Below are 20,202 nucleotides of genomic sequence, written 5' to 3' on the forward strand. Positions count from 1 at the left end.
AAGAGACAAATAGAATTTTTTTAAAATTAAGAAAATCATTTTGAAGCGCTTAATAGTCTCTTTCCCTGTAACAAGATCACACCCCTCACGCAAAACAAAATGACACTGTATAACCAATTTCCATGCTGTTAAAAAATCTTTCAATACATCTACATTTCATGATAGCACCTATAAAATAAGCCCTAAAGCCTCTCCATTAAAGTATATAAGACTTTTTGTATGCCATCATTTTTACACTTCATAAAAGTGCAAAACGACATCATCATGTGCGATCCTAATGCTTCAACAAATCTTGCATTTAAAATACGTTAAATGAATATTTTTATTCTTTTCTCAATCATTTTTTATCCACACACCAACCCTGCTTGTAATGTGCAAACGAATGATTTTGATTGATTCATTGTAAAAATATTTGAAATAAGAGAATCTTACGTATTAAGGTCTCTTACTCACATGAATAAAATATTAATTATGATTATAAATCAATGTATTATTGTCGTATATTAGATAATTTTTCTTCTTTCATTACGCTAACTTTATGAAGATATATAGTTCCTTTTGTGTTGATGTATTTTTACCTTTGTGCACACAATTGCAATGCGAGATCAGGTTGATCTGTCGTAATATAATGTACAGGCATATCAAGCCAATATGATAACCGAGCTTTTCCATTAATTGTCCATACCCCTACAGTAAAACCAGCCTCAAGAGCTGATTCAATAAAGTTCTGTGAAACAATAGAGCCATCTAAACTTAGATCAGAATAACCTAATTGCTTCCATTCAGAAAAATGACGGTACATATCACCTTCGAAATTATCAACACATGGACCAGATGGTATTCCTGCTTCAATAAAAGGACGAAGGATAAAAGGATCAAAACTAATAGCAGAAACCCGTTCTGATAAATTTCGGCTTTTTATTAGCGCAAGCGCTTTTTGGGATAATATTGTTTCGCGCTCCACTTCACCACATGTCTTGATTTCAAGATGCAATGCAACATTCGTTGGTGCTAAAAGATCAAGCACTTCTTCTAATAAGGGAGGTGCTTCTTGGCTTCCTTTTACGCAGAGTTGTTTGCGTGTTTCATTATCAATGTCGTGAATATACCCCTTTTTTCCAACCAATTGGTCTAGACGGAAGTCGTGAAAGACAACCACTTCACCGCTTTTTAGCAAATGAACGTCGCATTCAACTTCATCAACACCTAACGCTATAGCATTATTAAATGCCGAAAGGGTATTTTCAGGATAAAGATGAGCTCCTCCACGGTGTGCAACAATTTTTTTCTCAGACATGCAAAATCCCACACTTCTCAATTTTAAACGATATTGACGTACAGATTGCCAGATAAAAGCTTATATCATATGAAAATACACAATCATTTTTAAATGATTTTTTCTACACTTTTCGAATATCAAACCCTCAGTCATATTTTATTCTTAAAAGACTTATCCTTCATTTTAATTATTCCCATTCAATAGTACTAGGAGGCTTTGAGGTTACATCATATACAACACGATTAATCCCTCTAACTTCGTTAATAATACGTGCTGCTGTCTTACTTAAAAACGCCATATCATAAGGATAAAAATCAGCAGTCATTCCATCTACAGATGTGACGGCGCGAAGAGCACAAACAAATTCATAAGTGCGACCATCCCCCATAACACCAACAGTTTGAACTGGAAGAAGAACAGCAAAAGCTTGCCAAATTTCATCATAAAGACCGGCCTTACGGATTTCCTCAAGATAAATAGCATCTGCTTCGCGTAAAATTTCTAATTTTTCACGTGTTACAGCACCTGGACAGCGAATTGCAAGACCGGGACCTGGAAAAGGATGGCGCCCAATAAACTGCTCTGGTAATCCTAACTCTCGCCCTAGCAAGCGAACCTCATCCTTAAAGAGCTCACGTAACGGTTCTACAAGTTTCATCTTCATCTGTTCTGGTAGCCCACCCACATTATGATGGCTTTTAATGGTTACCGTTTCACCAATAGCAGACACACTCTCAATCACATCTGGATAAAGTGTTCCTTGTGCTAAAAACTCTGCACCTCCTATTTTTTTCGTTTCTTCTTCAAAAACTTCAATAAAAAGGCGACCAATTGTTTTGCGTTTTTTTTCTGGATCTGTCTCACCTTTTAAAGCATTAAGAAACACATCAGCAGCATTAACGTGAATAAGCTCTATATTATAATGATCACGAAAGAGCGTGAGAACTTCTTCAGCTTCATTCTTGCGCATCAGCCCATGGTCTACCAAAATACATGTCAGTTGATCTCCTATAGCTTCATGAAGGAGTACCGCTACAACAGATGAATCCACTCCCCCTGAAAGACCACAAATCACACGACTTTTCCCAACTTTTTGTCGTATCGTAGCAATTGCCTGCTCACGATAAGAAGCCATTGACCAATTGCCTTTAATAGCAGAGATCTTATGAACAAAATTTTGCAAAAGTTTTGTACCATCCGGTGTATGGATAACTTCAGGATGAAACTGTACCGCATAAAAATGTCTTTTTTCATCCGCAATAGCCGCATAGGGAGCTCCTTTTGAGGTTCCTATGACACGAAAACCTTCTGGTAAAGCTGCCACACGGTCACCATGGCTCATCCATACTTGATAACGAGAACCTTTTTCCCACACTCCATCAAAAAGGGCACTCTCTTCTTGAACTTCCAAAAAAGCACGCCCAAATTCACGCTCATGTCCAGCTTCAACCTTTCCTCCAAGCTGAACACACATGACTTGTTCACCATAGCAAATACCCAAAATCGGAACACCCGCCTCAAAAATTTCCATTGGAGCACGCGGAGAGCCCTCATCAATAACGGAATAAGGACTCCCTGATAAAATAATAGCTTTAGGATTTATGCGGCGCACAGCTTCTAAAGCCAATTGAAAAGGAGCAATTTCACAATATACCCCCATTGCTCGTACCCGTCGTGCAATAAGTTGTGTAACTTGTGAACCAAAGTCAATAATAAGAACAGTGTCTGGATGTGATATGCTCATAGAAAACCAATCAACAATTGTAAAAGAAAACTCATGAGAGTTATGATTTAATCTTTCTCTTTTCACAAGCCTATTTTCTTACGAAAAAGATTATTCTCGTAAAGTTTATGATAAAAAGTGCAAAAATATGGATCAATGTTTTTTTTGCAACACAGATAAAAAGAACCCATCTGTTTGTGTTGTGGCTGGCGACAAAGTAAGTCCATAATTTGAAAAAACTGGTTGCACAGGAGAAAAACTAAAATGTTTCTGCCAAAGCGCTGGCATATCTATTGGAGAAAAATGAGAATGTTGTTGAAGGAAATGGGAAATTTGTTCCTCATTTTCATCTGTAAAAAGAGAACAGGTAATATAGATTAAGCGCCCATTTGGCTTAAGATAAGCTATCGCTTCATTCAAAATATCCCTCTGTTCTGTTTGGCGTTGTTTCACTTGTTCTAATGTTAAACGCCATTTCGCATCTGGACGACGACGCCATGTTCCTGTCCCACTACATGGTGCATCTAGTAGAACTCTATCCATCTGGCCTATTAATGGCTTCAATTCTTCTTTTTGTGCTCGTGTTTGTACATTACGAACACCAGCGCGTCGAAGACGATCAAAAATAGGAGCTAAGCGCGCTTTATCGGAATCATAAGCATAAATTTGCCCACGATTGTTCATATCGGAAGCTAAAGCTAATGTTTTGCCACCAGCACCTGCACAATAATCTAATACCTGCATGCTCTCTTGCGCTTCCACAAGGTGAGCAACAATTTGAGATCCTAAATCCTGTATTTCAAAGTGTCCTTTTTGAAAAGCTGGTTCCACTTGAACATTGGGATGACGATTAAACTTTTCAATCGGTGCAATTCTTAAAGCTTGCCCAAACCATGGAAAAGATTTAAGTTTGGTTTTTGCTAATTCTTTCAGCACCTTTTCTGGTGTTGCCTTTAGGTTATTTACCCGTAGGTCTAAAGAAGGACGCGTTGCTAACGCAGCCGCTTCAGTGATCCAATTATCACCAAATAAAGGACGCAGATGCGCTTGACACCATTGCGGAATATCACCACGAATATAGTCTGGAGCATCCACTAATTGCTGACCTTGCCACGATTTACGCTGTTTAGCCCCTAATAACTGCGGTGCAAACCGATCTTCTGTCAACTCACCGTCAATTTGCTCCAGCGTCATTTTTCCAGAATCTAATAAGGCACCAAAAACGATATCTCGGATATCATCACTCTCCATACGCCATTGTAAAGAATAACGTCGTCTTAAAACATCATAAACGATTGTACCAATAGCTGCACGATCACCTGCTCCAGCAAAGCGATGAGAAAGACCCCAATCCTTTAAAGCTTCTCCTACTGGGCGATGCTTCATTTCTATCTCTGTGAGAACATCTATTGCTGCTTGCAAACGCCCACCTAATCGCATTCATTTCTCCCATTAAAATAATAAAATTTTAAATCATCTAAAAAATAATATTATCGCCTTCTTGCCAATGAAACCTTCTCAACGCCATAAAAAAATTACATTCAATCTTAAAACGATCTGATCATACTTTTTTATAAGATCCAATTTAGAGTATCTAAATTTTTCCTTTCATCTTCTGCCCATTCGTTTTTTATCCTTCTACCTCTTATACTAAAAGATACGTAGCCATCCATAAAAAACTTATTTCCGCCATGCATTACGAAAAAAACAAACTCTTTAATTTATTGGCGTAAAATAAAGTTTACGAGGATTGTCTGAACAATAGAAAAAATCTTCTCATAAAATTAAACAAGCTCATCTTACGTTCAACAAAAAATTAACTTTTTAGAAAATGCTTGGAACCACTATTTGGCATGACCGTTTTTACTCTAATGGCAACTGCCAGACAATTTTAAAGGAGAAAATAATGACTTATAATAATGGAAAAACAACTTCGTCTAAAAGCCGTCATAATACAATGCCCTCAAACAACGGAAAGAAATCCGTTCAAAGTGATCAGACAAACACTCGCCAACGTGCGTCAAAGACTGGACGGAAGACAACAAAAAGTTAATTCTAATTTTATATAACTTATTTCATATAGTCTTAACAGAAAGAATTAGAGTTTTAACCTCTAATTCTTTCCTTTTTGGGATTATTACACCAAATTACAAACAGAAAAAGCGCAGTCTCTCTTTCTTGTTCTCGGCAAATTTTATATTTATGCAATATGATATTAGGCTCTTGTATCTTTAAACTGGCCCACGATAATTTGGACTCTCTCGTGTGATAGAAACATCATGCGTATGACTTTCATGGAGTCCCGCATTCGTAATACGTACAAACGTTGCTTTTTCACGAAACTCTACGAGATCTTTTGCTCCAACATACCCCATCGAAGCACGAAGTCCACCAGCAAGCTGATGTAGAACTGATGCTATAGGACCTTTATAAGCCACCTGCCCCTCCACACCCTCAGGAACCAACTTAAGTTCATCACGAACATCATCTTGAAAATAGCGATCTGCCGATCCTCGTGCCATAGCACCAACAGATCCCATGCCGCGATAAGCTTTAAAGGATCGTCCTTGATAAAGATAGACTTCGCCAGGACTTTCTTCTGTACCCGCTAAAAGAGAGCCAATCATAGCAGCACAAGCCCCACCTGCTAAGGCTTTAGCAAAATCACCCGAAGCTTTTATCCCCCCATCAGCAATAACGGGAATGCCCGCTTTTTCAGCAACTTCTGCAGCATTCATAATGGCTGCAAGCTGAGGAACACCAACACCTGCAACAATTCGCGTTGTGCAAATAGAACCAGGACCAATCCCAACTTTTATAGCATCCGCACCACTGTCAATCAAAGCCTGTGTTGCTTGAGCAGTCGCCACATTACCAGCAATAATAGCTGGAGAAAACATCATTTTTTTAATACGCTCAACAGTGTCTAATACACGCTGAGAATGTCCATGTGCAGTATCAATTACTAGAATATCAACGCCTGCATCAATTAATCGTTCAGCCCGCTCAAACCCATCGTTCCCTACACTACTTGCAGCTGCAACACGCAAGCGACCTTGTGAATCTTTGGCAGCGTTTGGATTTAATTTTGCTTTTTCAATATCCTTAACTGTTATCAGTCCGACACAACGATTCTGTTCATCCACAACTAATAATTTTTCAATACGATGATGATGTAAAAGATACTTCGCTTCATTGAGTTGAACATTTTCACGCACTGTGATTAAATTTTCATGCGTCATTAATTCATAAATTTTTTGTTTAGGATCCGATGCAAAACGCACATCCCTATTTGTCAAAATGCCAACAAGCCGTCCAGCAGTTTCACCTTTAGCACCATTTTCAACAACCGGAATACCGGAAATACCATGAGAGCGCATCAAAGATTTTGCTTCTTCAAGTGTTGCATCTGGTCCAATGGTGACTGGATTAACAACCATACCAGATTCAAACTTTTTTACTTGGCGAACTTCTTCTGCCTGCTCTGCAGGAGACATATTACGATGAATAACCCCAAGACCACCAGCTTGAGCCATAGCAATTGCCAAACGCGATTCTGTTACCGTATCCATTGCCGCAGAAAGCAATGGCAAATTGAGCTTAATATCCGCTGCAATGCGCGTACTGAGATCCACTTGACTAGGCATAACAAGAGAATGACCGGGTTGTAAAAGTACATCATCAAAAGTCAGTGCCAATGCACCTGTCCCCGTTTCAACAATCTTTGCCATATCAAAATTCCTTTTATAATAAAACACCGCAAGAAGCTTTAAAATACAACTGCGGTTCTCATACATGGTAGATTGGCAAAAAATTATGCCATGCTACAAACAAAATGAAAAGAAAAATAAATATTTTTTTTAAGTGTGGTTTATAAAAATTTACAATTGTGATTCAATAGGTAACCAACTTATTATTTTTGCAAATGCGCGACGCCAAAAATTGCTTTCTGGCTCATAGTCAATGCTATATTTTTTTTCATTTTCAATAAAATCCCAATAAATACGATTATTATCACCAAGACGCAGATGATAGCTCATTTCCCCTGTGGTTTCTTCAGAAAACAACAAATCTAATCTTGCTGTAATGGGAGCACATTCAAAAAGAATGCCCATTTCTGTATTTAATGATGCTGATCTTGGATCAAAATTTAAAGATCCAATAAAAGCTGTTTTACGATCAATTAAAAAAGCTTTGGCATGTAGACTTGCCTTACTCGATCGAAACAATCGTAACCTATGAGTATTGCCTTCCGCTTTTAATTCATAAAGATTAACACCACTTTTCAACAATGCCTTACGATAAGGTACATAACCACCATGCACTAATGCTACATCAGTAGCTGCTAAAGAATTTGTCAGAATTTTGACATCAACACCTTTTGAAACCAAATTACTAAAATTCTGCGTGCCAACCTTACCAGGAACAAAATAAGGTGACGTAATCTGAACCGTTTTTTGGGCATTTCCAATAACCTTTGAAAGTGCCTTCATAAGCCAATTACTTGCTTTTTTACGCAATGCTTTTTCTGGAGGGTCAGAAAGAACAACAACTTTGTCTGCTAAAAATAACCGCTTTCCTGTTTGGATAAAACAATTAAAGTTAATGTGCTCTTTGACATAATCTAAATAAACTTTTGCAACTTTGGAATCACGAAACTTTCGTAATTTATCTTTCCAATAGCTAAGATCACTTGCGCTTTTAGGAACAACCAAAGTATGAATTGGCAAAACAACAGCACTATTCCAAAAATCATCAAAGATACTTTCTACCTTTTTAACAGAAGGACCGATTAACATCAAATCTAAATCTCGAAAATGGGATTCTTTACCAGCATCAAAATAAGAATCTGCAAGATTACGTCCTCCTACAAAAGCGACCCTGCCATCAACAATAAAAGCTTTATTATGCATTCTACGTGTTACAGTAATTGCCCGTAATATAATTTCTAAACCACGGCGTAAACCACCTTTACGCGATCGCCCTGGATTAAACATTCTCACCTCAATGTGAGGATGTTTATCTAGCGCAATATAAGCTGGATCACGTGCCTGAGCATTAATATCATCCAAAAGAAGCCGTACCCGAACCCCTCGATCAGCTGCCTCAACTATTTCACTTAATAATAGGCGCCCCGTTAAATCATCATCCCAAATATAATACATCAGATCAAGGCTACGCCCAGCCTCTGCAGCTCCTATTGCCCGAACACAAAACGCATCCAAATTGCTGATAATGAGGGAAAGGGCATCTTTATCAATCCCCAATCCATTTTCTTTCTCAGCTAATTGACTGACGATACGATCAAGCTTAGTTTCATCTTTCTGAAGAGGTAACGCATAAGAACATTTCCCCCTAGCATTTTTCACAAAACGCCCATAGGTGTAGATTGCCAACATAGATGCAATAAAAAAAAGAGGACAAAACCAATAACAATCTGTAAAAGAGTCAAAGAGGGCAAACTTTCTATTTTAAACTATCACATCATCAGTAATGCAAACGATAACACTAATCACTTTATCTTAATCGTATAGCAGATAAAATGCCACTTCTTGCTTAAGAGAGTATAAATTTAATATTGATGATACAAAAATTTTAGCGGTAGTATTTAAAAGTTTTTAAAAATGCTTCTCTGTTTTAATAAATGTAAACTTAACTAAAATTGTATAAATTGAAACAAACGATTAAAATAGTCACATAAAATTTATATTTGATTTAAATCAACAAAATCATCCACTATAGATAAATTTTACAATAAATGATTGTTTTCTTCAGCTTTCCCCCACGGACTTTATCAAAATTCACTCTATTTTTTGAAACGCTTGCTTGTCATGAAGAGAAATTTGTTATGAATTTACTTTCGTTCTTGATTTCTTATTGCTCTCAATTCTTCCATTTTTCTATAAAGTGTAGAGCGACCAATATGAAGGCGACGCGCAATCTCACTCATATGTCCTTTATAATGTTTAATCGCTTTCTCTATAATATCATGCTCCATTTCTGCAAAAGTACGTACATGCCCATCAGTATTCAAAAATTTTATCGATTCTTGCTCATTATCTTCTTGCATATTACCCTCAATGATATTGGGAACATTCATTAATGAATTTCCCATTAATTGCGGAAAATCTCGAACAGTTAATAACGGTCCTTCACTGAGTAAAATCGCACGAAATAAAAAGGTTTCAAGCTCATTTCTATTGCCAGGCCAATCATACTGCATAAGCAAGGAAAGAGCAGAGCCTGCTAAACCATGGACATGTGATCGCCCTGTTTCTGTGATAATGCGATCAATCAAACGTTGTGTGATCTCTGGAAAATCATCCCTTAATTCTCGTAAAGCAGGAACGCTAATAGACAAGTGAGAAAATTGTTCAAACAAACTATGCAAAAAAAAGTTCTCATTAACCAAGTCCTTTAAACGCGATGTTGAAATAGCGATGATCCGAAAAGGAAAAAAATCTCCTTTTGTATCCCTTTCCCTTTCTTTAAGGTAATGAGCAAACCGTTTTTGCTGTATGGGCTCAAGTCGATCAATATCACAAAGGCAAAGTGTCCCTTTTTCAAGAGAAGAAACCAATGGTAGGAATTCTTTAAACCACTGCTGATTTTCTTCTTCTGGATCAACGATGGCTGAACATTGAAAGCGAACAAAAACACCCTCCGAAAATAATCCCTCATGATGAATAATCCGAGCTAATGTCTCACGTCCTGTTCCAGCTTCTCCCTCTATCAAAAGATTCTGTAAAGAAGTTGCTGCTTGTCTCGATTGTTCTAATACTATCTGCATAGCTCTACTTTTTACGCAAAGATCAGAAAACCGTAAATGATTCTCTTTTTTTCGCCGAATATCTCGAACCTCATGCTCCAAGGCAGAAATAAGAGCAAGGATATCCAAAGTAACTCTTACACGTAATAATGTTACTGGATGGATCCAATAATCAATAGCTCCAGCTGTTAAAGCTTTCTGGAGTAAATGCTGATTCTCTTGTTGTGCTATAACGACAATAGGAACAGAAACACCAGCAACTCTAATCATTTTAATCAAATCGCTCACACTCAAATCACTCATAACGACATCAAGGAGTGCAAGCACAATGTTTTTACGCCTGTGTAAAAGATCAATCGTACGGAGACCATTTTCTGCTTCAATGACACGATAACCAAAACCTCGCAGCATAGAAGAAAGTTCTATACGTCTTCCATAATCTTCACTCGCAACAAGAATGGGACCAACCATAATGTCAATAATCTCCTTTGAGACTACTTAGCAGCTTAATATAAAAATTGTTGTAAACCATAAGAAATATTTTACCTCTTGTGTTTCACTTACGAAATTCATCAAGCTGTCAATTAAATACAACATTAAGGCATTTTTTTCCATTTTTTTGCTTTTTCATTGATTTTTATCAAATTTTTCATATTGACTCATGGGGTAATTTAATAATGTTATAGAAACTAGAGAGCAAAATAATCTAAATAGAGTGCAATAAATGAAACATACCTATCATATTTTATGTCTTACAATTACCGCCTTGCTGTTAAGTGCCTGTAACTTTTCGCGATATTATAACTCAAATATGCCAACTGGAATTGATGGAAAATGGGTTGATGAGAATGGTATTATTTCTTCTTTCCACAATGGTGTTTTTGAAACGCATGCAGCAGATACAGAAGAAAAACTATCAGAAGGAGCATATAATTATCTCAATGCCCAAAATATAGAAATTGAAATACGCTCTATTCTCCGTGGAACAATTTCTAGAGTCAATTGTACAATGTCATATGACGCCACACAACTTCTCTGCACCTCACATACAGGAGCACAGTTTTTCCTTAAGCGGAAATCTTAACAAAGTACAAGGGAAACCTCTCTTAAGAACAGAGGGAGCACACACATTAAGCAGGAGGCGATATCCTTTCTCCTCCTGATAGAAAATCCTCTCTAAAATACGCAAAGAGGCTGGTATAATCTTTACCCTGAAAATTTTCTAAACATTATGAAATGCGTAAAATAATCATTTTCTTCCACAAAATATCAGTAAAGCCACCTCACAATAAAATTGTAACTTTGTATCATTCAATCTATTTCAACCTAAAATAACATTTTATTTGATAGGGAACTTTAATCTAAGCAGCGCCAATGCGCAAAAGATCATGAAAATGAACAATTCCTATCGGTTTTTTATCTTCAACCACAAAAAATGCACCAATCTGATGATCATTAATAAAAGCTGTTGCTGCACCAACAAGTGTATTTGGCTTTACAACTTTAGGAGCTTTGGTCATCACCTCGTCAACATTAAATTTTGATAAATTAAAATGAATGTTACGTGCAAGATCGCCATCAGTTACAATTCCGATTAGTTCACCTTCTTGATTCACAACACCAACACAACCAAAATGTTTTTCCACCAAAACATTCATCGCTTCAGTCATAGCTGTTCCCTGCATAACCAAAGGAATATTATCACCCTCATGCATAATATCACACACGTATTTAAGGCTTGCACCAAGAGAACCACCAGGATGATATATTTTGAAATCCGTTGCGGTAAAACCACGCATTTCTAAAAGAGAAACCGCTAATGCATCTCCCATTGCCAATTGCATAATTGTTGAAGTTGTAGGGGCTAAACCATGGGGGCAAGCCTCTTCTATCTTTGGTAATAATAGTACAATATCAGCTTGTCGTCCTAACACAGAGTGCTTACTTGATGTCATCGCAATAAGGGGGATACGAAAACGCGCCGCATAACTTATAATACCACTTAACTCTTGAGTTTCACCAGACCATGATAAAGCAAGAATAACGTCATCAGAGCCAATCATACCAAGATCACCATGATTGGCTTCTGCAGCGTGAACAAAAAAGGCAGGTGTTCCAGTTGAGGCTAAGGTTGCTGCAATTTTTGTCCCTATATGACCACTTTTTCCAAGACCAGTAATAACCACATGTCCACGAGCATTTCTAATAGTTTGAACAGCCGCTTCAAAAGAAGAAGAAAGACTTTCCAGAAGAGCTTTTTCAAGAGCTTCAAGCCCCTGCTTTTCACTAGCAAGTGTTTTAAGCGCTGATGCTACTGCACCTTGCAAAGCCATATGAGGAGACGATATTGTCATAATCAAATTCGACCAATAAAATTAAGTGAGAGATCTATATCACTTTTCGACATTAATGGTTTCTAGTAAATTTTTCAATGAAGCAGAAACGTGGCTGTGCATATCAGCGCGTGCCAAAGAAAATGCAACGTTGGCTTCAATAAAACCAGCTTTAGAACCGCAATCAAAAGTGCGCCCTTTTACTTGCAAACCCCAAAAATCTTGCTCATTTGAAAGCCGTATCATAGCATCTGTTAATTGAATTTCATTTCCTGTTCCCCGTTCTTGAGTGGAAAGAATATTAAAAATTTCTGGCTGCAAAATATAACGTCCATTGATGTACAAATTTGATGGTGCCGTACCTTGTGCTGGTTTCTCTACCATTTTTGTGATTTCAAAACCATTTGCAATCTGTTTGCCTTTCCCAACAATACCATATTTATGTGTTTCTCTAGGATCGCATTCCTGAACTGCTATAATATTTCCCCCACCCACCTTTTCATAAAGGCTCATCATTTCAGAAAGACAGCCCTTTTTCGCTTGTATCAACATATCCGGTAATAACAAAGCAAAAGGTTCCCCTGCAACTAATTCACGTGCACACCAAAGAGCATGCCCTAATCCCAAAGGTTGCTGTTGCCGAGTGAAAGAAGTTGACCCTGGTAATGGCTGTAAACGGTATAAGTGTGCAAGATCTTCTTTCTTTCCACATTCAGCAAGTATCGTGTATAATTCAACTTGCGCATCAAAATAATCCTCAATGACTGCTTTGTTACGTCCAGTCACAAAAATAAAATGCTCAATACCAGCTTCCCTCGCCTCATCCACAACATATTGAATAACAGGTTTATCAACAACTGTTAGCATTTCTTTAGGAATCGTTTTTGTCGCAGGAAGGAAACGCGTCCCAAGACCTGCTACTGGGAATACTGCTTTCCGGATTTTACGCACACTCACCCTCCTCAATGAATTCATATAACTTTTTTGTTTTATTTATCATATGTTTTTACGAAATGGTAAAAAAGATATCTTATTGTTTTGATTATCATTATAATGAGCAATAAAAATGTAAAAAGAGTCTGAGAATTTATTGAAAGGATTAAAACGTATTATTTATTCCAGTTTTTTCCTCTTCTTGATCATATTATCGATTAAACTAAATACAAAATAAAGTTATTGCACATCTAATGAATTGAATATTAATGGGGATTTCAAAATGCAAAAAACAGAATTGAAGACTCTCTTTTTAGAGAAGTCAATAGCTTGGAGAACTCTTTTCACTGTCTCTGCCGTTATTTTTTCTGCTTTTTTAATGTTTTTTGCACCCCTTTCATATGCTGATAGCGGATTTAAACTCTGGATTAAAGAATTTAAAAAAATAGCTATTGCTCACAATATTACCCCTTCTACGTTTCATATGGCGTTTAAAGGTGTTAATGCCATTGATCCAGAAGTTCTAAAAAGCGCCGCATACCAACCGGAATTTGTTGCTCCTTCATGGAACTATTTCGATAATCGTGTCCATGATATTGCAATTGAGGAAGGACGGCGCCAAACTCAAAAATGGAACAAATGGCTTCTTCAAATTGAAAAACGTTTTGGTGTTGATCGCAATATTCTGCTTGCTATTTGGTCAATGGAAAGCAACTATGGGAAGGTTTTAGCTAATAAAAGTGTAATGCGTGATACCATTCGCTCTCTTGCAACTTTAGCCTATGCTGATAAAAAACGTGCAAAATATGCATATACACAGCTGATTGCTGCTATGAAAATTCTACAAAGTGGCGAAATTAAACGCTCTCAACTCACTGGATCTTGGGCCGGTGCATTGGGGCATACACAATTTATTCCAAGCAGTTATCTCGCCTATGCAGTTGATATGGACCAAGATGGACGGCGTGATATCTGGAACTCTGTTCCAGATGCTCTGGCTACTGCTGCTAACCTTCTCCACAAAAATGGCTGGCAACCTAATCTTATTTGGGGAGTAGAGGTAAAAGTGCCGCAGGGGAAAAACCTTCCTGAAGGCTGGTATTCCTTTGAACAATGGAAAAAATTAGGTGTAAAACACGCAAATGGGCACCCTCTTCCTACATCAGCTGAACAAGCAATATTAAAATATCCAGATGGAGCAAAAGGACCTATATTTTTAGTCACAAAAAATTTCCTTGTTCTGAAACATTATAATAATGCAGATCGTTATGCGTTTGCTGTTGGCCTTCTTGCTGATCGCATTGCTGGACATCCTGGATTGGTAAATGATTGGCAAAGACCTTTTCAATCTATTACTTTCCAAGAATGTAAAGAACTGCAATCGCGCTTAAAGACACTGGGCTATTATAAAGGGAATGTTGATGGAAAAATCGGAACAGCTTCTCGCAAAGCAATTAAAGCTTTTCAACTCCGTCACGGACTAAAAGCAAATGGATATCCATCATCTCAAGTGCTTTTTCTCCTTCGCAAACAATAATGGAGAATAAGGTTTTGTCTCTTTCTCGCCTGATATACTTGACATTATTGCTGTTTTCACTTTCTATTGTGGGGATCTTACAGCCATCCCCAAGTAAAGCAACGAACTTCTTCAAATGGTTGTCACAACAAAACAAACAGACACAGCAGCCACCGCAAATTATAGAACAAAAAATAGACAAGCCGCAAAAAAAGATCGTAACACAAAAAAACATACAAAAGCTAAAAAATGAGAATGCAAAGCGCATTCTTGTCATAGGGGATTTTGCAGCTTCTGCTGTTGCTGATGCACTTAAGAAATTTTTTATAAATAATAGCGATATCGTTATCATGAACAACACGATGCCAGCTTCCGGCTTAGTTCGAACGGATTATTATTCTTGGCAAAGCAATATTTCTAAACTCATTGATCAAAATAGCCCCGATGTTATTATCATGATGATCGGTGCAAATGATAATCAACCCATCACAGACTCTCATAACATGATTAACACAGATCAGTCAGAATGGATGCGCATCTACAAACAAAGAATTATCGAAATTGCTGAAAGTCTTCACGCCTCTGGAAAATCATGGATATGGATAGGTCAACCTTCTTTTGGAAATGATCTTTTGACACAAAAAATGAGAATTTTTAATGCGCTCTATAAACAAGAAACAGAAACAGCAGGAGGGTATTTTCTCGATATCTGGAGCGGCTTTAGTGATGAGACAGGAAATTTTTCTTTTTCAGGCTATGATATTAATGGAAAAATAACCAAATTACGCACCAATAATGGCATGCATTTCACCCCTGAAGGAAAGAAAAAACTTGCCTCTTATTTAGAAAAAACATTGAAAAATATTTCAAATTTTTATGCCTTTTCTCATGAAAATTCTTACTCAACCGATCAAGTTATTCAAAAACTTATACAAGAATCAGAGTATCAAGAGCGGAGTAAAATTATGCGTCAGCCTCCAATGAGCCTCGATGATATGGCACAAAAAAACACTCACCTTTTAGGCAAAAGAAAGTCAAGTTTTATAAAAAAATCATGGTTTCCACCAAATGGGCATCAAAAAGATCGAGCTGATAATTTTTCTTTTCCATAATGTCTATTTAAAATACAAAATCTATTTTCCTCTATAAACAAAAAGCGAATAAGATAAAAAACTCTGTTTACAGAGCTATAATGAAGAGAAAATTTGCATAAATCGCAACTGTACCTTTCGAATAATATGAAAACGGCAGGGTGTTAACCATACCGTTGTATCTTATAGTCCACGTTTGTTAATCATTGCCTCTGGTAAAGGCATTCGTCCCCGAAAAGCTTTATAAAGCTCCTCTGGATCACGACTTCCTCCAGCGGAGTAAATAAAACGTTTCAACTTATCAGCAAGCTCTGAATTAAAAACATCTCCCGTTTCTTCAAAAGCTTGAAAAGCATCAGCATCAAGGACTTCCGACCACATATAAGAATAGTAACCAGATGCATAACCATCCCCCGCAAACACGTGCATAAAATGTGGGGGACGATGACGCATAATAATTGTATCAGGCATTTGCAGCTTTTCTAATTCTTGGCGTTCAAACACTGTTGGATCAGTGACTGTTTCGCCTTGATGAAAAGCCATATCCACTAAAGCTGATGAGATAAATTCAACGGCAGAAAATCCTGCATTAAATGTCTGTGCTACTAAGACTTTATCTATCAACTCTTGTGGCATAGGATGGCCTGTTTTTGTATGTATAGCATAAGATTTTAATATCTCTGGTACTGTTAACCAATGTTCGTAAAGTTGAGAAGGTAGCTCAACAAAATCACGTGAAACAGATGTTCCCGACACAGATGGCCATGTGACATCAGAAAGCAAACCATGCAATGCATGTCCAAATTCGTGGAAAAGCGTACGTGCATCATCAAGTGATAAAAGAGCAACTTCCCCTTTAGGTGGTTTAGCAAAATTACAAACATTGTAGATAATAGGCTTTTGTCCGCCATCCAATTTATGTTGTGATTGCAAACTACTCATCCACGCACCGGAGCGTTTTGAAGAACGTGCAAAATAATCACCAATAAAATGCCCAAGTAGACTTCCATCAGACTTTTTTACTTCCCACAAACGTGCATCAGGATGCCAAAGTGTAACAGCGTTTTTTTCTTCAAATGTAATGCTAAAGAGTTTTTCGGCTACCCCAAAAGCCGCTTTAATCATAAGATCAAGCTGAAAATAATATTTAATCTCAGCGCTATCGAAAGAAAGTTTTTCAGTGCGAAGCTTTTCAGCATAATAACGCCAATCCCAAGCAGCTAAAGATTCATTGCTGCCCTGATTGTTGGCAAAATTTTGTAAGTCAATTTGCTCAGTAGAAGCTTTCGCTCTTGCGCGCTTCCATACAGGCATAAGCAAATCCATAACGGAATCAACACTTTTAGCCATAGTATTATCGAGCTTCAAATCTGCGAAAGATTTATATCCCAATAATTTAGCCTGCTCATCTCGAAGCGCAACAATCTCTACAATAATTGTTTTATTATCATTCTTGTTATTATTTTCACCACGTTTAGCCCAAGCTTGGAATACAACCTCACGCAAATCACGACGATCAGAGAATTTTAAAAAAGGTTTAACAATCGAACGTGCTAGTGTTAATGCATACGCTTCTTCATTGCCTCTTTCACACGCAATTTCCTTCATTGAAGCAATGAGATCTTGCGGTAAACCAGATAAGTCTGTTTGTTTTAAAAACAGAATCCATTCAGCTTCATCATTTAAGACATTTTGTCCAAAAGTAGCATTTAAAAAAGCAAGTCTTTCATTAATTTCCAAAAGCCGTTTCTTAGCTTTTTCATCGAGTTTTGCCCCATGACAAACAAACTTTTTCCACCATAATTCAAGAACACGTGTTGTTTCACTCTCAAATGTGCCCAACTGCGACTGTTTATAAAGCATATCTATTTTCGCAAATATCCGCGCATCCATCATCATTTTTGAAGAATAACGAGAAAGTTTTACAACGAACTCTTGCTCTAGCTGTTGAATTAATACATTCGTATGAGCACTGGTGCGTAAGAAAAATATTGAACAGACACGATCAAGCGCTTTGCCGCAAAGCTCAAAAGGCTGCAAAAAATTCTCAAGCGTTGGTGGTTCTTGCACCATCGCAATTGCCTCTAGTTCTTCTTCTGCTTCTTGAAGTGCCTGTTCAAAAGCGGGTTTAAAATCTTCGTCACTTATAGAAGAAAAATCAGGAAGACCTAAAAATCCCTTCCAGTCCAGCACTGCTGCTTTTGTCATAATACTTTATGTCTCCATTATAAATTTAAACTGTAACAATTATCTTTACGACACAAATTGATAACATACTAAAACTATTTCGTGAGTTTCAAAACTACCTTTCAAAACCCTATTGAATAAAAAACCTGAAAATCGTAAAGTTCTTTCATTCAAACCATATTATATTGAAGCAATAAAGATTATTCGCTCGCACATCACAATAGAATTGCATATTAACAAAAACACTTGGAGAAAAGCATAATCTCCACTCTTTATAAAATATTGCTTTAGATTCTTTTGAAAATCGCAAACTACATTAAAGAAATGATGGTAAAATCAGAACTGATTTTTACATTTACGTTTTTATATTATCCTCAAATTAAGCTGTATTCTCGTTTTAGTGATTCAGAAACTTGTTTATAACTTATAATTTACCCTTGACTTTACTTCAAATATTAACAATTGGGAATATAGCTGGGGAGTTTTTTTTAAATCTTCCATAAACTTTTGTTTTTATCTCATCTATTATCTAGATTTACAACTCTCCAACTCTTCAGGAGGTACTTTATCATGACTGAAATCAAAACGGCCTTCGACTTCAAAAATTTTTCTCCTGAAGCTCTCGCTGAAAAGTTAAAGAACCAGCATTTTGCAGACTCTATTGATATCATCAATGACCTCGATATCATGGAACGTGTAACTATTCTTAGTCTTCTGCCTCTTGATTATGTTATCGAACTTTTTGATAAACCAGAGCTTGAGCAACCTGCTGCCATCCTAGAACTTCTCCCTATAAATCGTGCTGTTGAAATTCTTGATGGCATGTCTGCCGATGCTGCTGCAGACGTCTTTCAAGAAATGGATAAGGAAACCCGCACACGACTTTATGCCTTGCTTAACCCCTTAACGCGCGCTGAACTTAAAAAACTCACCAGTTATCCTGATCATACAGCAGGAGCACTGATGACAACAGAGTTTATAGCCGTTCCTTCAAACTGGACCATACAAAAAACTTTGGATCACATTCGTGAGGTCGAGCGAACACGTGAAACAGTTTATACCAGCTATGTAATTGACCCCAAAACAGGTACTCTTCTCAAAGCTGTTTCCCTGCGTAACCTTATTCTTGCCTCACCTGATGAACAAATTCTTAATGTCCCTACCCATGACTCGCCCATTACAATATCACCTTTCACACATCATGAAGATATCGCACGCCTTTTCCAGCGCCATGATCTTCTCTCTGTGCCTGTAGTTGATGAAAGTAACCATGTCATTGGCATTGTAACCGTTGATGACGTGCTTGATACTATGGTCGATGAAATGAATGAAGATGCCTATAAATTTGGGGGTATGGAAGCACTTAATAAGCCCTATATGCAAATTAAGTTTCCTGAAATGATGAAAAAACGCGGAGGCTGGCTCGCTTTACTCTTTATCGGTGAAATGCTGACAGCAAGCGCTATGCAACATTTCGAAACAGAACTCGAAAAAGCGATTATTCTTACACTGTTCATACCTCTCATTATGAGCTCAGGAGGAAATTCCGGCTCACAGGCTACATCCCTTATTATCCGTGCATTGGCTTTACGTGAACTCACGTTGAAAGACTGGTGGAAAGTGATCATTCGTGAAATTCCAACAGGACTATCCCTTGGTCTCTTACTAGGAATTATTGGTGTTACGCGCATTGCTCTTTGGCAAAAACTAGGTATCTACGACTATGGCCAACATTGGATTGCTATTTCGACAACAGTGGGTACAGCTTTAGTTGGAATCGTTACCTTTGGTTCTCTTTCTGGATCTATGTTGCCTTTTATTCTTAAAGGTTTAAAATTTGATCCAGCAAGTGCTTCTGCTCCTTTTGTGGCAACTTTAGTAGATGTCATGGGCATTATAATCTATTTTTCTGTAGCTTCTCTCATTTTGTCAGGAACTCTTCTTTAAACATGTAAAGTAAAAACTCTTACTTATGGAAAAATCTTGTCATGTAACCTAAGATTCTTTCCATAAGAGAATAAGCTTTATTATTTATTTTCTAGCGCACCGCTCTATAGATAATTTATTATTTTTTTGAATAACAGCTCCGAATAACGTAATTTTACCTCATCATAAAGCTTCTCATATTAAATCGATTAAAGTCATCTTCTTGCCAGTCACAAACGAGATCGGTGTATGTCTAAAAACTATTCAAGAAAAAATAAAATACTTCTTATATCCTCTCTCTCTCGTATCAAAAACTGGCGCAATATTGACAGCTGAGAAAGAATAATCATGATGATACTCAACAGGCTTTATATTTCTTCACAAAGGCGTTAATAGTATACTATTCGCGTATATTATATCATTTATGAGCTCTATCATGGAATGG

Annotated in this window: 13 protein-coding genes and 1 pseudogene; 5 read left to right on the plus strand and 9 right to left on the minus strand. The window is 37.2% G+C overall.

Annotation, left to right across the window (positions count from 1 at the left end):
* Nucleotides 1–574: 574 nt before the first annotated feature.
* From ACFIK4_RS08535 to ACFIK4_RS08545, 3 genes are all read right to left on the minus strand, one after another.
* Nucleotides 575–1,297, minus strand: a complete 723-nt coding sequence (locus ACFIK4_RS08535; RefSeq protein ID WP_375611843.1) for a glycerophosphodiester phosphodiesterase — start codon at nt 1,295–1,297, stop codon at nt 575–577.
* Nucleotides 1,298–1,466: 169 nt separating this feature from the next.
* Nucleotides 1,467–3,023 (minus strand): glutamine-hydrolyzing GMP synthase, encoded by a 1,557-nt coding sequence (gene guaA / locus ACFIK4_RS08540; protein WP_375675763.1) that lies wholly within the window; start codon nt 3,021–3,023, stop codon nt 1,467–1,469.
* Between the two features lie 132 nt (nt 3,024–3,155).
* Nucleotides 3,156–4,442 carry an RsmB/NOP family class I SAM-dependent RNA methyltransferase gene (locus tag ACFIK4_RS08545; protein ID WP_375627664.1) on the minus strand — a complete coding sequence of 429 codons (1,287 nt, stop codon included), beginning with the start codon at nt 4,440–4,442 and terminating at the stop codon, nt 3,156–3,158.
* Nucleotides 4,443–4,908: 466 nt separating this feature from the next.
* Here ACFIK4_RS08545 and ACFIK4_RS08550 point away from each other — a divergent pair, with 466 nt between their 5' ends.
* Nucleotides 4,909–5,055, plus strand: a complete 147-nt coding sequence (locus ACFIK4_RS08550; protein WP_273722522.1) for a hypothetical protein — start codon at nt 4,909–4,911, stop codon at nt 5,053–5,055.
* A 178-nt stretch (nt 5,056–5,233) separates the two neighbouring features.
* Here ACFIK4_RS08550 and guaB read toward each other — a convergent pair whose 3' ends face one another.
* The 3 genes and pseudogenes from guaB to ACFIK4_RS08565 all read right to left on the minus strand — a co-directional run bounded on the left by guaB (nt 5,234) and on the right by ACFIK4_RS08565 (nt 10,242).
* Nucleotides 5,234–6,733, minus strand: coding sequence for an IMP dehydrogenase (guaB, locus tag ACFIK4_RS08555; protein ID WP_375675751.1), 1,500 nt, complete (start codon nt 6,731–6,733; stop codon nt 5,234–5,236).
* 150 nt (nt 6,734–6,883) lie between these two features.
* Nucleotides 6,884–8,454 (minus strand): annotated as a pseudogene (locus ACFIK4_RS08560) (phospholipase D family protein).
* Between the two features lie 402 nt (nt 8,455–8,856).
* The gene (locus tag ACFIK4_RS08565; protein ID WP_375611848.1) at nt 8,857–10,242 is read right to left on the minus strand and encodes a sigma-54-dependent transcriptional regulator; all 1,386 of its coding nucleotides are present in this window, start codon (nt 10,240–10,242) and stop codon (nt 8,857–8,859) included.
* A gap of 253 nt (nt 10,243–10,495) precedes the next feature.
* On the opposite strand from ACFIK4_RS08565, the gene ACFIK4_RS08570 reads away from it, so the two are divergent.
* Nucleotides 10,496–10,855 carry a hypothetical protein gene (locus tag ACFIK4_RS08570; protein ID WP_375611849.1) on the plus strand — a complete coding sequence of 120 codons (360 nt, stop codon included), beginning with the start codon at nt 10,496–10,498 and terminating at the stop codon, nt 10,853–10,855.
* A 277-nt stretch (nt 10,856–11,132) separates the two neighbouring features.
* On the opposite strand, the gene ACFIK4_RS08575 is transcribed toward ACFIK4_RS08570, so the two are convergent.
* Both ACFIK4_RS08575 and ACFIK4_RS08580 read right to left on the minus strand, forming a co-directional pair.
* On the minus strand, nt 11,133–12,125 hold the full coding sequence (locus tag ACFIK4_RS08575; protein WP_375613282.1) for an SIS domain-containing protein: 993 nt from the start codon (nt 12,123–12,125) through the stop codon (nt 11,133–11,135).
* A gap of 39 nt (nt 12,126–12,164) precedes the next feature.
* Nucleotides 12,165–13,055 (minus strand): UTP--glucose-1-phosphate uridylyltransferase, encoded by an 891-nt coding sequence (locus ACFIK4_RS08580; protein ID WP_375638353.1) that lies wholly within the window; start codon nt 13,053–13,055, stop codon nt 12,165–12,167.
* A 265-nt stretch (nt 13,056–13,320) separates the two neighbouring features.
* Here ACFIK4_RS08580 and ACFIK4_RS08585 point away from each other — a divergent pair, with 265 nt between their 5' ends.
* A complete protein-coding gene (locus ACFIK4_RS08585) occupies nt 13,321–14,574 on the plus strand; it encodes a lytic murein transglycosylase (protein WP_375675752.1) in 1,254 nt (417 codons plus the stop codon).
* Between the two features lie 14 nt (nt 14,575–14,588).
* The gene (locus ACFIK4_RS08590) at nt 14,589–15,665 is read left to right on the plus strand and encodes an SGNH family hydrolase (protein ID WP_375675753.1); all 1,077 of its coding nucleotides are present in this window, start codon (nt 14,589–14,591) and stop codon (nt 15,663–15,665) included.
* A gap of 162 nt (nt 15,666–15,827) precedes the next feature.
* Here the strand turns inward: ACFIK4_RS08590 and ACFIK4_RS08595 are convergent, their stop codons facing one another.
* On the minus strand, nt 15,828–17,852 hold the full coding sequence (locus ACFIK4_RS08595; RefSeq protein ID WP_375675754.1) for a M3 family metallopeptidase: 2,025 nt from the start codon (nt 17,850–17,852) through the stop codon (nt 15,828–15,830).
* Nucleotides 17,853–18,401: 549 nt separating this feature from the next.
* Here ACFIK4_RS08595 and mgtE point away from each other — a divergent pair.
* Nucleotides 18,402–19,778 carry a magnesium transporter gene (mgtE, locus tag ACFIK4_RS08600; protein ID WP_375606748.1) on the plus strand — a complete coding sequence of 459 codons (1,377 nt, stop codon included), beginning with the start codon at nt 18,402–18,404 and terminating at the stop codon, nt 19,776–19,778.
* Nucleotides 19,779–20,202 lie beyond the last annotated feature (424 nt).

It is taken from the genome of Bartonella sp. AP9QHHD (assembly GCF_042195625.1).
Lineage (GTDB): Bacteria > Pseudomonadota > Alphaproteobacteria > Rhizobiales > Rhizobiaceae > Bartonella.